Here is a 14,598-nt window from a genome sequence, read left to right as displayed (position 1 = left end):
CGGCGCGCGGATGGGGATCAGAGCTTCTTGTCCTGAACCTGCTTCACGAGGAAGTCGAGCACCTGGGCAGTACCCGGGATGCTGTTCGCGTAAGCAGGGCCCGTCTTGTACTTGCCCTGGACGACGACCGTCGGCACGCCGTCGATCGCGTAGTCCTTCAGCAGCTTGGCCGACTGGTTCACTTCGCCCTGCACGCTGAACGAGTTGTACGCGTCCATGAACTGCTTCTTGTCGACGCCCTGCGTGGCCAGGAAGTCGGCCTGCGCCTGCGGCGTCAGCAGGTAGTTCTTCTGCTTGTGGATCGCGTTGAAGATCGCTGGCGTGACCTTCTCGGAGATGCCGAGCGCGGACACCGCGTAGAACAGCTTCGAGTGCGGGACGAAATCGTCACGGAATGCGACCGGGACGCGCTTGAAGTCGATGTTGTTGCCCTGCTTCTTCACCCAGGCTTCGATCGTCGGCTCGAATTCGTAGCAGTGCGGGCAGCCGTACCAGAAGAACTCGATCACCTCGACCTTGCCGGCCGGTGCGGACACCGGCTGCGGCGACTTCATCACCTCGAAGTCCTTGCCGGCGACCGGTGCGGCGGGCGAAGCCTGTGCGAGGCCGGCGACCAGGCCCAGGGACAGAAGGAGCGTGCTAAGCAGTGTTTTCATGTTGTGAACGTCGAATCAGTTGCTCGGGTTACGGGACGTAACGGGTTCTGAGTGGGCTCGGCCGGTTGCTTACTGCTTCGTGAAGCGGATCACCGCCGTGTCGACACCTGCATCGGACAGGCGCTGGCGGGCCGAGTTCATATCCTCGAACTTCGAGAACGGGCCGACGCGCACGCGGAAGTACGTCACGCCGCTGACATCGCGTTTCGACACCTTCGACTCGAAGCCCTGGAAGCCGAGGCGCGCGCGCTGCTGCTCGGCGTCGCCTTCCGTCTTGTACGCGCCCACCTGCAGGAAGTAGCCGGTATTCGCGTCATTCGCGGTCGGCGGCTTCGCTGCCGCGGCGGCCGTGGCCGACGAGGTCGGTTTCGGCGTGTTCGCGGCCAGTTGCTGTTGCTGCTGCTTTTGCGCGGCGGCTTGCTGCGCCTGCTTCTGCGCGGCGAAGCGGGCGAGGTCGTCCTCGCCGCCTTGCTGCTGTTGCTGCTGGGCTTGCTGCGTCTTCTTCGGCGGCGGCGGCGTGGTGTCGGCCGGCTTCGGCGCGACGGCGACGCCGTTGCCCGAGGACGTATTGCCCGACGACGTATGGCCCGACGACGTATTGTTCGACGCGGTCGTGTTGTTCGAGCTGCCGGTGTTGTTCGAGCCGCTCGACCCGTTGGCCTGCGGCGGCACTTCGACGATCTGCGGCTCGGGCAGCAGGCCGCCCTGGGTCTGGTTCGCGGCCTGGCCGGGCGCGGTGTTCGGCGGCGCGGGCTGCGCGGCCTGCGGCACCGGCTGGCCCGGCGTCTTGCCCTGCAGCGCGCGGTTCGGGTCGAACTGCTGCGGCTGGCTCGCGCCGTTGTCGACCGGCGGCGGCGCGACCTTCGACACGAACGGCGACGGGGAACGCGTGATGTAGAGCGCCACCACCACGGCGATCGCGAGGCCGACGATCAGGCCCAGCACGATTCCAAGAAATGTCCCTCCGGCTTGTTTCGATTGCTTCGAAGTTCGGCGTGGTTGTGCCATTGCTTGAGTCACCTGCAAAAAGAATCGTGAAAAGGCCGCGGCGGGCACCCGACGACGGGCGCTCCTGCCGCAGCCATTCGCTGCCCGGTTCGGGCCGCTTGCTGCCTTACATCTTGGCGGGCGCGGACACGCCGAGCACCGCCAGGCCATTCTCGAGCACCTGCCGGGTCGCGGCGAGGAGCGCGGCGCGCGCATTGCGCGGTGCTTCGTCGTCGACCAGCACGCGCTCCGCATTGTAGAACGAGTGGAATTCGCCAGCGAGGTCGCGCAAGTAGAACGCGACCGCGTGCGGTGCCAGCTCGTTCGCCGCGTGCGTGAGCATGTCCGGGTACTCGGCCAGCTTCTGCATCAGCGACGCCGCTTGCGCGCTCGTCAACTGCGACAGGTCGGCGCCCGGCAGCTGCGCGACGTCGACGTTGTAGCGCGACTTCAGCTCGTTGAGCACCGAGCAGATCCGCGCATGCGCGTACTGGACGTAGTAGACCGGGTTTTCGTCGTTCTGTTTCAGCGCGAGGTCGATGTCGAACACGAACTCGGTATCGGCCTTGCGCGAGATCAGGAAGAAGCGCACCGCGTCACGGCCGCGCGTGATGGTCGCTTCGTCGATCAGGTCGGGCGCCGCTTCCTGGCCCGCCGCCGCGCCACCCGACCATTCGATCAGGTCGCGCACCGTCACGTAGCTGCCCGCGCGCTTCGAGATCTTCACTTCCTGGCCGTCGCGCATCACGGTGACCATCTTGTGCAGCACGTAGTCGGGGTAGCCCTTCGGGATCCCGATGTGCAGGCCCTGCAGGCCGGCGCGCACGCGCGCGATCGTGCCGTGGTGGTCCGAACCCTGGATATTGATCACCTTCGTGAAGCCGCGCTCCCACTTCGTCACGTGGTACGCGACGTCCGGCACGAAGTACGTGTACGTGCCGTCCGACTTGCGCATCACGCGATCCTTGTCGTCGCCTTCGTCGGTCGTGCGCAGCCACAGTGCGCCGTCCTGCTCGTAGGTCATGCCGGCCTTGATCAGCGCGTCGACCGTCTTCTCGACGCGGCCTTCGCTGTACAGCGACGACTCGAGGTAGTACTGGTCGAACTTCACGCCGAATGCCTGCAGGTCCATGTCCTGCTCGCGACGCAGGTACGTGACCGCGAATTTGCGGATCGCGTCGAGATCCTCGACGTCGCCCGTGCCCTTGACCGGCTCGCCGTCCGACGCGGCGACCGTTTCGCCGCTCAGGAAATCGCGTGCGATGTCGGCGATGTATTCGCCGTTGTACGCGGCTTCCGGCCAGCCCGCTTCGCCCGGCTTCAGGCCGCGTGCGCGCGCCTGCGTCGAGATCGCGAGGTTGCCGATCTGCACGCCTGCGTCGTTGTAGTAGAACTCGCGGTGCACCGCGTAGCCCTGGCTCGCGATCACGTTCGCGAGCACGTCGCCGAGCGCGGCCTGGCGGCCGTGGCCGACGTGCAGCGGGCCGGTCGGGTTCGCAGACACGAATTCGAGCAGCACTTGCTTGCCTTTCTCGCGATCCGATGTGCCGAACGCGCGGCCCTGGTCGAACACGGCGGCGATCACCGCCTGCTTCGCGGCAGCCGACAGGCGCAGGTTGATGAAGCCGGGGCCGGCGATTTCGGCGGCTTCGACGAGGCCTTGCGCGCCCGGCTGGGCGGTGAGGGCGGCGACGATCTGCTCGGCGAGCTGGCGCGGGTTCGTGCCGAGCGGCTTCGCGAGCTGCATCGCGACGTTGCACGCGACGTCGCCGTGCGCGGCGACCTTCGGGCGCTCCAGCGTGATGACGGGGGCGACGGATGCCGCGTCGGCGCCTTTCAGCGCGTGTGCGACCTGCTTGACGCTATCCGCGAGCAGGGCTTCGAGGGTCTGTTTGTGTGCTGGCAGCATGCTGGTAGAAGGCTTCGTTGGTGGTGGCCGGAAACGCCGGGCCGCCGGCGCGCTTTTTAAGCGCGCGTTTCAGGGATCGCAGAATTTTAACAGGTGCTAATATGCCGCTCAGGCGGCCCGCGTCCGCGAGGCCGGGCGCCGGTCTGCCGGCGTTCCCCAACCGCGCCGCGCAGGCACAACAAGATGAAAAGGGAATTGTCATGATTACGTTCAAGAGCAAGGCGGCACAGGATCTCGACGTGCTGAAGGATTTCGCCGTGTATGTGCTGGGTCTCGTCGGCAAGCAGCTGGGCGAGCGCGGTGTGATTACGCACGACGAACTGGACCACGCGATCGCCAAGCTGGAAGGCGCGGTCGCGCAGGCGAAGCAGGAGCGCGCCGAGCACGCCGGCCATTTCCACGAGGACGAGGCCGACCACGCGCACCACGAAGTGCCGCCGAGCCTGGCACAGCGCGTCGCCCCCTTCCTCACGATGCTGCGCGAAGCGAAAGCCGGCGAAGCCGACGTGCACTGGGGCTTCTGAGCCTGCTTGCCCGGCCGTCCGAAAGGATCGAAAGGCAGAAAAAAGCCCGCTTTCGAGCGGGCTTTTTATTTTGTCTGATGAAAGATGCGCGTGGCGGCGGTGTGCTTGAAGCAGGTTGGGGCGGCCGGGGCTCGCCTTGACCGAAAGGTGAAATTCCTTATAATTCAACGCAAGACTATGTGAAAGCGGGTGCGAAAACATAGCGCCGCCCGAGCGATCGGGCCCCACCTGGAGTGGGTACTTCGTCGAGAGACGGAAAGAGAATCCCGCATGCGACGGCTGCCGAAAGGCGGCCGTTGGTTTTTCTACGCACGGATTTTGCGGCCCTCCAGACTTGCGCGCAGCAACGTGCGCAACGCCACCTTCCGGGCTTCCCGCTGGCGCCTGTTCAGGCCGCCATCCAGCATATAGGCCGACTGGACGCGCAGGATGAGCCGGCGTTTTCTGGTCCGGTCCCTCGAAACCTCGAAGAACACGGCATACACCCGTTGTACGCCATCCGACGAGGCCATCTCCACCGTCACGAAATTGGGCTGCCGTTCGTCGGCGACGACGATCCGGCGCGTCGCCAGCCCGACGATCACGCCGCGCAACAGGTTTCGCGACGCGTGGTACCGATCCGCGCAAAGCACCCGTGTCTCGCGGCCGTCATCGTAGATCTCGTCGTCCGGAATGGCGTCGCGGGTGCGCGGGTCCCATTTGAAACTGCGGGTGAAGCAATGACAGGAGAACAGGACCAGAACCGTCACGCCGAAGCCGGTTTCCAGATCGCACGAGAACGTCAACGGACGCAAATGACTCAGGTCCCAGCTTTCTCCGCGGTAGCGCGTCGGCGGGAACGGACTGGCTGCATCGATCGGCGTTTCGTTGATCCGGATCTCGAAGGTCGACATGGCGGGGCGAATTTCGGGCTAACAGGGAAGGGCCATCCATGCGCCTTTGCCTGAAGGCAAGGGCTTCTGAGGCCTGGGTCGGGCAATATTGAGATTAGGTATCCTGATTGATTGGTGCGTTGTACGACGCGCCCCGTGAACGGGGCGCGTGACGGCAAGACGCGGCAGGAGCGCCGCGGTTCGATCGATCAGAGCTGCGGCGCAAGCGCGCGGCGCGCGTCGTCGAGCGACAGCGCCATGCGCTGCGCATAATCCTCGAGCTGATCCTGCCCGATTTTGCCGACCGAGAAATACGTGCTGTCCGGATGCGCGAGATAGAAGCCCGACACGCTCGCGGCCGGCAGCATCGCCAGCGAGTCGGTCACGCTCATGCCGATCTCGTCCGCGCGCAGCACGTCGAACATGTCGCGCTTCACGAGGTGGTCGGGGCAGGCCGGGTAGCCGGGCGCCGGGCGGATGCCCGCGTACTTTTCCGCGATCAGCGCATCGTTGTCGAGCGTTTCGCCGCTCGCGTAGCCCCACAGCTCGCGCCGCACGCGCGCATGCATCGCTTCCGCGAAGGCTTCCGCGAAGCGGTCGGCGAGCGCCTTCAGCATGATCGCGCTGTAGTCGTCGTGGTCGGCTTCGAACTGCTTTTCCTTCACGTCGACGCCGAGGCCGGCCGTCACCGCGAACATCCCGATGTAGTCGGCGACGCCCGATTCCTTCGGCGCGATGAAATCGGCGAGCGAGCGGTTCGGCCGCATCACGCCGTCGACCACCGGACGCACGCTCTGCTGGCGCAGGTTACGCCACGTGAGCAGCACTTCCGAGCGCGACTCGTCGCTGTAGATCTCGATGTCGTCGCCGTTGACGGTATTCGCCGGCAGCAGCGAGATCACGCCGCTCGCGGTCAGCCAGCGGCCCTGGATCAGGCGCGCGAGCATCGATTTCGCGTCTGAGAACACGCGCCGCGCCGATTCGCCGACGATCTCGTCGTTCAGGATCGCCGGGTACGGGCCCGCGAGATCCCAGGTCTGGAAGAACGGGCCCCAGTCGATGTACTGCGCGAGCTCGTTCAGGTCGTAGTTCTTGAACACGCGGCGGCCGATGAACTTCGGCTTCACCGGCTGGTAGCCCGCCCAGTCGACCTTGGTCTTGTTCGCGCGCGCTTCGGCGAGCGTGACCATCGGCTGCGCCTTGCGATTCGCGTGCTGGTCGCGGATGCGTTCGTAGTCGGACTTCAGCTCGTCGAGGTACTTCGCCGCGCCTTCGTCGGACAGCAGGCTGGAGGCGACCGACACCGAGCGCGACGCGTCCGGCACGTAGACGACCGGGCCTTCGTAGTGCGGCGCGATCTTCACGGCCGTGTGCACGCGCGACGTCGTGGCGCCGCCGATCAGCAGCGGAATCTTCTTCACGCGGAAGTAGTCGTCGCGCTGCATTTCGGACGCGACGTACGCCATTTCCTCGAGGCTCGGCGTGATGAGGCCCGACAGCCCGATGATGTCCGCGCCCTCGACCTTCGCCTTCGCGAGGATCTCGTTGCACGGGACCATCACGCCCATGTTGACCACTTCGAAGTTGTTGCACTGGAGCACGACCGACACGATGTTCTTGCCGATGTCGTGCACGTCGCCCTTCACCGTCGCGATGACGATCTTGCCCTTCGCGCGCACGTCGCCGCCCGCTTCCGCGAGCAGGCGCTTTTCTTCCTCGATGAACGGGATCAGGTGCGCGACCGCCTGCTTCATCACGCGCGCCGATTTCACCACCTGCGGCAGGAACATCTTGCCCTGGCCGAACAGGTCGCCGACGATGTTCATCCCGTCCATCAGCGGCCCTTCGATCACGTTGATCGGCCGGCCGCCGGCCGCGGCGATCTTCGCGCGCACTTCCTCGGTATCCTCGACGATGAAGTTCGTGATGCCGTGCACGAGTGCATGCGAGAGCCGCTTCTCGACCGGCTGGTTGCGCCACTCGAGGTTCTCTTCCTTCTTCGCGCCGCCCGCCTTGAACTTGTCGGCGATTTCGAGCAGGCGGTCGGTCGAATCGTCGCGGCGGTTCAGGATCACGTCCTCGACGCGCTCGCGCAGTTCGGCGTCGAGATCGGCGTACACGCCGAGCTGGCCCGCATTGACGATGCCCATGTCCATCCCCGCCTGGATCGCGTGGTACAGGAACACGGTGTGGATCGCCTCGCGCACCGGGTCGTTGCCGCGGAACGAGAACGACACGTTCGACACGCCGCCGCTCACCTTCGCGTACGGCAGGTTCTGCTTGATCCAGCGGGTCGCCTCGATGAAGTCGACCGCGTAGTTGTTGTGCTCCTCGATGCCGGTCGCGACCGCGAAGATGTTCGGGTCGAAGATGATGTCTTCCGGCGGGAAGCCGACTTCGTTCACGAGGAAGTCGTACGAGCGCTTGCAGATCTCGGTCTTGCGCGCGTAGGTGTCTGCCTGGCCGGTTTCGTCGAACGCCATCACGACGGCCGCCGCGCCGTAGCGGCGGATCAGGTTCGCGTGGTGGCGGAACGCGTCCTCGCCTTCCTTCAGCGAGATCGAGTTGACGATCGCCTTGCCCTGCACGCACTTGAGGCCCGCCTCGATCACCTCCCACTTCGACGAGTCGATCATGATCGGCACGCGCGCGATGTCCGGCTCCGACGCGATCAGATTCAGGAAGCGCACCATCGCCGCCTTCGAATCGAGCATCGCCTCGTCCATGTTGATGTCGATCACCTGCGCGCCGTTCTCGACCTGCTGGCGCGCGACGGCGAGCGCCTCGTCGAACTGGCCGTTGAGGATCATGCGTGCGAACGCCTTCGAGCCGGTGACGTTGGTGCGCTCACCGACGTTGATGAAGAGCGTCCCGGACGTGACGTTGAACGGCTCGAGGCCGGCGAGGCGCATCATGTGATCGGTCATGGCGGTGCGAATTCTGGTGATGAAGGGCGTGGGGCGGTCGGGTCAGGCGTTGTCGCTGTACTGGTTCGGCCAGCGGCGCGGCTTCACGTCGGCGAGCGCCTTCGCGATCTCGGCGATGTGTTCGGGCGTCGTGCCGCAGCAGCCGCCGGCGAGGTTCACGAGCCCGGCCTGCGCGAATTCCTTCAGGAGGCCCGACGTGACGTCCGGCGTCTCGTCGAAGCCCGTCTCGGCCATCGGGTTCGGCAGGCCCGCGTTCGGGTAGCACGACACGTAGGTGTCGCACAGCTTCGCGAGCTCGGCGATGTACGGGCGCATCAGCGCCGCGCCGAGTGCGCAGTTCAGGCCGAACGTGAGCGGCTTCGCATGGCGCAGCGAATTCCAGAACGCCTCGACCGTCTGGCCCGACAGGATCCGGCCCGACGCATCGGTGACGGTGCCCGAGATCATGATCGGCAGGCGCTCGCCGGTGTCCTCGAACAGCTCGTCGAGCGCGAACAGTGCGGCTTTTGCGTTCAGCGTATCGAAGATCGTTTCGACGAGGAACAGGTCGACGCCGCCGTCGAGCAGTGCCTTCGCCTGCTGGTAGTACGACGCGCGCAGCTCGTCGAACGTGACGTTGCGTGCACCCGGGTCGTTGACGTCCGGCGAGATGCTGGCCGTCTTCGGCGTCGGCCCGATCGCGCCCGCGACGAAGCGCGGTTTTTCCGGCGTCGCGTATTTCTCGGCCGCTTCGCGTGCGAGTTTCGCCGATTCGATGTTCATCTCGACGACGAGATCTTCCATCTCGTAGTCGGCCTGCGCGACGGTGGTCGCGCCGAACGTGTTGGTCTCGACGATGTCGGCGCCGGCCGCGAAGTACTGGTCGTGGATCTCGCGGATGATCTGCGGCTGCGTGATCGACAGCAGTTCGTTGTTGCCCTTGATGTCGCGCTGGAAATCCTTGAAGCGCTCGCCGCGATACGCGGCTTCGTCGAGCTTGTAGCGCTGGATCATCGTGCCCATCGCGCCGTCGAGGATCAGGATGCGCGATTTCAGCAGCGCGGGCAGAGCGGCGCCGCGCGTGTAGGGCGCGTCGAGCGGGACGGAAGCGGCGAGAGGAGTCGCAGACATGGGCGAAAGACCGGCGAAGACGGGAAAACCGTCATTGTAGCCGGTGCGCATGGGCGCCGCCCGGCCTTGCGCCGTGCCGGGCGGCCCGCCAAATGAAAACCCCCGCCGGCGAACCGGACGGGGGCATGATCGGAGTGCTCGCGGCGCCGCATCGATGCGCGGCGAATGGCCCGGCCGCGCGAGGCGCCGGGCCGCGGGTCGTCAGTGCAGCACGACCGGCATCATCATCAGGCTGTCGAATTGTCCGAGGAATTCGTCCACTTCGTCGAGCGACGGCTCATCCTCGATCAGTTGCTTCACGTGCGCGCGGAATCGTTCGGCAAGTTCGCCGTCGATGAAGATTTCGCGCTGCGCGTTCTTGTCGACGATTTCGTATCCGCCGGCATTCATCAGGTGGTGGCCGGCCTGCGGCGCGAATTCGACGACGCAGTAGTTGGGGCTGTTGTAGATCATTTGCATGGCGGCACTCCTCTTCGCAGTGGCATCTGGCCTTGTTGTCCCCTAGGTGGGGCAAGCCTTGCCGGTTTCAAGGGGCTTGCGCTGCACACCCCGTTCCCGTTTGCGTGGGGTGTATCGGTTAGAAGCCGATGTCTATGAAACGTTTCCCATTGTCTGCCGGTGGACTGAAATAGTTGTTAAAGAGTGTCATCGGCCATTTCACGGAAATCTGTAATCGGTCGAAATTGCCGAATCGCGTGCGTTCGCGCGCGAGTTCACTGTGTGACAGGCAATGTGACAGGCGGTGACGCGGGCGGTGCAGCCGGTACTGCAGCCGGTTGTGCCGGCGGTTGCACGGTGGCCGGCGGCGCGGGTTGTGCCGGTTCCGTGGTCGGTGCGCCCGATGTATCGGGCGTCGGTGTACCGGCGGGCGCATGCGTGGTGGCGCCCGCCGGCTCTTCGTCGGACGGGGCGCCCGGCGCCGCGAGCCGGCCATGCCACAACAGCTCGATCTGCGCGCCGTTCGGTTCGGACTGCACGAGCCGTGCGGGCAGCCAGCCGAGCGACGGCGCGAGCCACATGTCGATGCGGCGCGTGTCGCCGTCGCGCCGCGGCAGGCGCATGAAGTGCCGTGCGCCGATGATGCCGGCCTGCGTCTGCACCTGCTCGTCGCCGATCACGGTGATCGGCCAGGTTTCGCCGCTGTTGTTGTCGATCACGAAGAACTGCTGCGTGACGCCCGGCTTGTACGCCGACGGATTGCCGCGCACGAGCCCCGACAGCTGCATCAGCATGCTGAAGCGATCCTGTATGCCGTCCGGCAGTGGCGCGTTGTTCGGCGTGCGCGTGAACACGACCTGCCGGATCTCGCGGTTGAAGATCGCGATGTCTTCCGGCCGCTTGCCGCGCTTCTCGACGTAGCGGTCGGGCGCGACGCCGAACGCGTCGATGCGGCCTTCGCTGCGATAGGTGAACGGGCCGACGAACGGCACGGGCATCGACACCGACAGGTCGTAGGTGCGCCCGTCGGTGCGCCAGTGGATCGTGCCGATCATGTTCTGCATGCCGTTGTAGAACGTGTCGTACTGCAAGTCGCCGGAGGGCGGCGCGGTGAACTTCACGCCGTTCGTCGCGGGGCCCGGCGTCGCGGCACTGGCGGCGCCGGCGGCCGACGCGGCATGTGCGCCCGACGCGTCCGGCACGCCGCTCGCCGCGGACGCGGCGGCCGGCGGCTCGCCGTGTTCGGCCGTCTGCGTCGACGTCAGGACAGGCTCAGGCGCGGGTTTCGGTGCGGCGGCCTTCGGGGTAGCCGGTGCGGGCGCGGCCGGCTGCTCGACGGGCGTCGGCGCGGGCGGCGCGGGCTGGCGCTCGATCGGTTGCGGTTTCAGCAGCTCGATCTGCACGGGGACTTCGGCGGGCGCGGGCGGCGTGAACGCGTCGCGGTTGCGCATCAACCAGAACGCGGCGAGCGCGTGCAGCACCAGCACGATGACGAGCGCAATGCCCACGCGCAGCCAGTGGCGGGGCAAAGCGTGACTCGGGCGGGTGTCGGCAGGCTGCATGGGCATCGGAACAGGATCGGGGCGCTCGCATGACGTCGGGCGCGCGGCGCACGCCACAGGAATCGGACTGTCGAATGCGCCGCGCGTTCGCGCTGCGTGACGTGGCGGGTACCGGATGCGTCAGGCGTCGCGCGCGTCCGGACTATAGCCGAGTTCGTAAGACAGTTTCTGCGCGTATGCGCGCAGCGCGGTGTCGATCTCGCCGCCCCATGCAATGTCGAACGAGCCTTCCTGGCCGAGCGCGACGATCGCGAGCGCGAGTTCGCCGACCGCATCGAACACGGGCATGCAGAACGCGTGGATCGTCGGCAGCAGCATCCCCTCGACGCGCGCGGCCTCGTGCTTGCGCACGTCGGCGAGCACCGTGTCGACCTCGTCGAGCGTGCGCGGGCCGCCGTGGTGCGGCGAGCGGCGCGTATCGGCGAGTTCGCGCTCGAGCATCGCGGCGGTCTTGCTGCGCGGCAGGTACGCGGCGAACAGCAGCCCCGTCGCGGAGCCGAGCAGCGGCATCACGTCGCCGAGCTTCAGCGACGCCTTCGCCGGGTGGCTCGATTCCATCCAGTGCACGATCGTCGGCCCCTGGTTGCCCCACACGGCGATGCCTACCGTCTGGTCGAGGCGGTCGCGGAATTCGGTCAGCGCGATCCGCGCGAGCTTCACGCCGTCGACGCGCGCGAGCCGCGCGAGCCCCATCTGCAGCGCGAAGCCGCCGAGCTCGTAGCGGCCCGAGACGGGATCCTGCGACACCACGCCGAGCCGCGAGAAGCTGACCAGGTAACGGTGCGCCTTCGCGGGACTCATTCCCGCTCGTTGCGCGAGGTCGCGCAACATCATCGCGCGCGGCTCGCTCGTCAGCACGTCGAGCAGGCGGAAGCCGACCTCGATCGACTGGATGCCGGAACGGACCTTCTCGCCGTTCTCGCCGGAAGCGGCGTCGTCGGTGTCGGAGTCGGCGAGATCGTCGTCGGGAAGCGGGCTGGCAGGCATGGGCGGCAGGTGCGCGAAAATGCGGCAGGGATCGGTCTGAAAATCGGGCCGAAAAATCGGGGCGAAAACGGCGCGCATAATCGCGGCGCGCCGCAGGGATTCACCATCGTAAAATAGATTCCCTCCATCGTCACTACAACGGCAGAGTCCCCCTTATGAAACTTGCTTCGCTGAAGGACGGCACGCGCGACGGCCAGCTGATCGTCGTGTCGCGCGACCTGCACACCGCGGCGATCGCCGACGCGATCGCGCCGACGCTGCAGCGCGTCCTCGACGACTGGGCGTTCTACGCGCCGCAGCTGCGCGACCTGTACGACGCGCTGAACCATGGCCGCGCGCGCAATGCCTTCGCGTTCGATCCGGCCAACTGCATGGCGCCGCTGCCGCGCGCGTTCCAGTGGGCCGACGGTTCCGCGTACGTGAACCACGTCGAGCTCGTGCGCCGCGCGCGCGGCGCGGAGATGCCGCCCGAATTCTGGACCGACCCGCTGATGTACCAGGGGGGTAGCGACGATTTCCTTGGGGCCCGCGACGACGTCGTGTGCCCGTCCGAGGAATGGGGCATCGATTTCGAGGCGGAAGTCGCGGTGATCACCGGCGACGTGCGGATGAGCGCGACGCCCGACGAAGCGCTGAAGGCGGTGCGGCTCGTCACGATCGTGAACGATGTCTCGCTGCGCAACCTGATCCCGGCCGAGCTCGCGAAGGGTTTCGGCTTCTTCCAGAGCAAGCCGGCCACCGCGTTCGCGCCGGTCGCCGTGACGCCCGACGAGCTTGGCGACGAATGGCGCGAAGGCCGTGTGCACCGGCCGATGATCGTCCACTGGAACGGCAAGAAGGTCGGCCAGCCCGATGCGGGCACCGACATGGTGTTCCACTTCGGCCAGCTCGTTGCGCATGCGGCGAAGACGCGCAACCTGCGCGCCGGCTCGATCGTCGGCTCGGGCACGGTGTCGAACAAGGACGCGAAGCGCGGCTACTGCTGCATCGCCGAGAAGCGCTGCCTCGAGACGATCGAGCACGGCGCGCCGCAAACCGAGTTCATGCGCTACGGCGATACCGTGCGCATCGAGATGTTCGACACGGCCGGCAAGTCGATCTTCGGCGCGATCGAGCAGTCGGTCGCGCCGCCCGACGGCGCGGCGTAAGTCACGCGGAGCACGCAGCGCTCCGCTTTCGCGAAACCCGGGCACGGCCCGCGCGCCGGGTTTCGCCTGATGTTTGCCCGCGCGGGCTTGGCTACACTCGATTCAGGGGTTCGAGAACCTCGAGCAAGGAGCAGCGCATGGCCAATCTCGCCGCGTACGGCGGTTACGAAGCACTGAAAGTGACGCGCCGCGATCATGGCGTGCTCGACATCGTGATGAGCGGCGAGGGCGCGAACCGCAGCGGCCTCGCGACCGCGAACGCACGCATGCATCGCGAGCTCGCCGACATCTGGCGCGACGTCGACCGCGATCCCGACACGCGTGTCGCGGTGATCCGCGGCGAAGGCAAGGGCTTCTCGGCGGGCGGCGACCTCGCGCTCGTCGAGGACATGGCGAACGACTTCGACGTGCGCGCCCGCGTGTGGCGCGAGGCGCGCGACCTTGTCTACAACGTGATCAACTGCAGCAAGCCGATCGTCTCGGCGATGCATGGCCCGGCCGTCGGCGCGGGGCTCGTCGCCGGGCTGCTCGCCGATATATCGATCGCCGCGAAGGATGCGCGCATCATCGACGGCCACACGCGGCTCGGCGTCGCGGCCGGCGATCACGCGGCGATCGTGTGGCCGCTGCTGTGCGGGATGGCGAAGGCGAAGTACTACCTGATGCTGTGCGAGCCCGTGAGCGGCGAGGAGGCCGAGCGGATCGGGCTGGTATCGCTCGCGGTCGAGCCGGCCGACCTGCTGCCGAAGGCCTACGAAGTGGCCGAGCGGCTCGCGCACGGTTCGCAGTCGGCGATTCGCTGGACCAAGTACGCATTGAACAACTGGCTGCGCACGGCCGGGCCGACCTTCGATACGTCGCTTGCGCTCGAATTCATGGGGTTTGCCGGGCCCGACGTGCAGGAGGGCATCCGCTCGCTGCGCGAGCGGCGCCCGCCCGAGTTTCCCGGCGACGCGCCGTTCTGACACGCGCCGGCGCTATGATCGATCCAGGCGCGGCTCGCGCGACGCATGGCGGCCGCCTCGCTCTCACCCAGTCAACCAGGATGCCCGTATGACCACCGATGCCTCCGGCTCCAACCCTTTCGCCGGCTTTGCCGGCTTCAAGCCCGCCGACATGATGGACCGCATGTGGGACATGATGCGGATGTCGCCGTTCGGCGGGATGACGTCGTTTCCTGGCGCCACGCAAGGGCTGCCGCCGTCGCTGTCGAGCATGTCCGACATGATGGCGCCGCTCACGAGCGTCGAGGAGCTCGACAAGCGGATCACCGATCTGCGCGCCGTCGAGCAGTGGCTGAAGCTCAATCTCGGAATGCTGCAGTCCGCGATCCAGGCGCTCGAGGTGCAGCGCGCGACGCTCGCGACGCTGCGTGCGTTCGGCGCGTTCGCGCAAAGCTCGATGTCGGCGGCCGAGGAAGCGGCCGTCGCGGCCGCGCACGCGGCGAAACACGCGTCGGGCGACGCATCGCCGAACGA

At 66.8% G+C, this 14,598-nt stretch carries 13 protein-coding genes; 4 read left to right on the top strand and 9 right to left on the bottom strand.

Annotation, left to right across the window (positions count from 1 at the left end; genetic code table 11):
- Positions 1–17: 17 nt before the first annotated feature.
- The 3 genes from G3O06_RS33070 to argS form a co-directional block, all read right to left on the bottom strand.
- Positions 18–656: a thiol:disulfide interchange protein DsbA/DsbL gene (locus G3O06_RS33070; RefSeq protein ID WP_205818719.1), complete on the bottom strand. Its 639-nt coding sequence runs from the start codon at positions 654–656 to the stop codon at positions 18–20.
- 69 nt (positions 657–725) lie between these two features.
- Positions 726–1,664 (bottom strand): SPOR domain-containing protein, encoded by a 939-nt coding sequence (locus G3O06_RS33065; protein ID WP_205818718.1) that lies wholly within the window; start codon positions 1,662–1,664, stop codon positions 726–728.
- Between the two features lie 106 nt (positions 1,665–1,770).
- Entirely contained in the window at positions 1,771–3,552 is a 1,782-nt protein-coding gene (argS, locus tag G3O06_RS33060) for an arginine--tRNA ligase (RefSeq protein WP_205818717.1), read from the bottom strand.
- A 200-nt stretch (positions 3,553–3,752) separates the two neighbouring features.
- On the opposite strand from argS, the gene G3O06_RS33055 reads away from it, so the two are divergent.
- Positions 3,753–4,076 (top strand): DUF1840 domain-containing protein, encoded by a 324-nt coding sequence (locus G3O06_RS33055; RefSeq protein ID WP_011353361.1) that lies wholly within the window; start codon positions 3,753–3,755, stop codon positions 4,074–4,076.
- Between the two features lie 305 nt (positions 4,077–4,381).
- Here the strand turns inward: G3O06_RS33055 and G3O06_RS33050 are convergent, their stop codons facing one another.
- The 6 genes from G3O06_RS33050 to G3O06_RS33025 all read right to left on the bottom strand — a co-directional run bounded on the left by G3O06_RS33050 (position 4,382) and on the right by G3O06_RS33025 (position 11,972).
- Positions 4,382–4,969, bottom strand: a complete 588-nt coding sequence (locus G3O06_RS33050; RefSeq protein ID WP_205818716.1) for a hypothetical protein — start codon at positions 4,967–4,969, stop codon at positions 4,382–4,384.
- Positions 4,970–5,157: 188 nt separating this feature from the next.
- Positions 5,158–7,875, bottom strand: coding sequence for a methionine synthase (metH, locus tag G3O06_RS33045; protein ID WP_175000484.1), 2,718 nt, complete (start codon positions 7,873–7,875; stop codon positions 5,158–5,160).
- A gap of 42 nt (positions 7,876–7,917) precedes the next feature.
- Positions 7,918–8,985 carry a homocysteine S-methyltransferase family protein gene (locus tag G3O06_RS33040; RefSeq protein ID WP_205818715.1) on the bottom strand — a complete coding sequence of 356 codons (1,068 nt, stop codon included), beginning with the start codon at positions 8,983–8,985 and terminating at the stop codon, positions 7,918–7,920.
- 201 nt (positions 8,986–9,186) lie between these two features.
- Positions 9,187–9,444 (bottom strand): DUF3567 domain-containing protein, encoded by a 258-nt coding sequence (locus G3O06_RS33035; protein WP_006477667.1) that lies wholly within the window; start codon positions 9,442–9,444, stop codon positions 9,187–9,189.
- A gap of 254 nt (positions 9,445–9,698) precedes the next feature.
- Complete coding sequence (locus G3O06_RS33030; RefSeq protein WP_205818714.1) at positions 9,699–10,991, bottom strand: DUF3108 domain-containing protein; 1,293 nt, start codon at positions 10,989–10,991, stop codon at positions 9,699–9,701.
- Positions 10,992–11,105: 114 nt separating this feature from the next.
- The gene (locus tag G3O06_RS33025) at positions 11,106–11,972 is read right to left on the bottom strand and encodes an IclR family transcriptional regulator (RefSeq protein ID WP_174989063.1); all 867 of its coding nucleotides are present in this window, start codon (positions 11,970–11,972) and stop codon (positions 11,106–11,108) included.
- A 155-nt stretch (positions 11,973–12,127) separates the two neighbouring features.
- On the opposite strand from G3O06_RS33025, the gene G3O06_RS33020 reads away from it, so the two are divergent.
- The 3 genes from G3O06_RS33020 to G3O06_RS33010 all read left to right on the top strand — a co-directional run.
- Positions 12,128–13,120, top strand: coding sequence for a fumarylacetoacetate hydrolase family protein (locus G3O06_RS33020; RefSeq protein WP_205818713.1), 993 nt, complete (start codon positions 12,128–12,130; stop codon positions 13,118–13,120).
- A gap of 137 nt (positions 13,121–13,257) precedes the next feature.
- A complete protein-coding gene (locus G3O06_RS33015; RefSeq protein ID WP_085042695.1) occupies positions 13,258–14,085 on the top strand; it encodes an enoyl-CoA hydratase/isomerase family protein in 828 nt (275 codons plus the stop codon).
- 88 nt (positions 14,086–14,173) lie between these two features.
- A partial coding sequence (locus G3O06_RS33010) for a PhaM family polyhydroxyalkanoate granule multifunctional regulatory protein (RefSeq protein ID WP_346779567.1) occupies positions 14,174–14,598 on the top strand: 425 nt, incomplete at its 3' end.

The sequence above is a fragment of the Burkholderia sp. Ac-20345 genome (genome assembly GCF_017104825.1).
Lineage (GTDB): Bacteria > Pseudomonadota > Gammaproteobacteria > Burkholderiales > Burkholderiaceae > Burkholderia > Burkholderia lata_B.
This window is presented reverse-complemented; position numbering and strand designations above follow the sequence as displayed.

Coding starts and splice junctions, on each gene's coding strand:
- G3O06_RS33070 (WP_205818719.1), bottom strand. CDS start 656: ATGAAAACACTGCTTAGCACGCTCCTTCTGTCCCTGGGCCTGGTCGCC.
- G3O06_RS33065 (WP_205818718.1), bottom strand. CDS start 1,664: ATGGCACAACCACGCCGAACTTCGAAGCAATCGAAACAAGCCGGAGGG.
- argS (WP_205818717.1), bottom strand. CDS start 3,552: ATGCTGCCAGCACACAAACAGACCCTCGAAGCCCTGCTCGCGGATAGC.
- G3O06_RS33055 (WP_011353361.1), top strand. CDS start 3,753: ATGATTACGTTCAAGAGCAAGGCGGCACAGGATCTCGACGTGCTGAAG.
- G3O06_RS33050 (WP_205818716.1), bottom strand. CDS start 4,969: ATGTCGACCTTCGAGATCCGGATCAACGAAACGCCGATCGATGCAGCC.
- metH (WP_175000484.1), bottom strand. CDS start 7,875: ATGACCGATCACATGATGCGCCTCGCCGGCCTCGAGCCGTTCAACGTC.
- G3O06_RS33040 (WP_205818715.1), bottom strand. CDS start 8,985: ATGTCTGCGACTCCTCTCGCCGCTTCCGTCCCGCTCGACGCGCCCTAC.
- G3O06_RS33035 (WP_006477667.1), bottom strand. CDS start 9,444: ATGCAAATGATCTACAACAGCCCCAACTACTGCGTCGTCGAATTCGCG.
- G3O06_RS33030 (WP_205818714.1), bottom strand. CDS start 10,991: ATGCCCATGCAGCCTGCCGACACCCGCCCGAGTCACGCTTTGCCCCGC.
- G3O06_RS33025 (WP_174989063.1), bottom strand. CDS start 11,972: ATGCCTGCCAGCCCGCTTCCCGACGACGATCTCGCCGACTCCGACACC.
- G3O06_RS33020 (WP_205818713.1), top strand. CDS start 12,128: ATGAAACTTGCTTCGCTGAAGGACGGCACGCGCGACGGCCAGCTGATC.
- G3O06_RS33015 (WP_085042695.1), top strand. CDS start 13,258: ATGGCCAATCTCGCCGCGTACGGCGGTTACGAAGCACTGAAAGTGACG.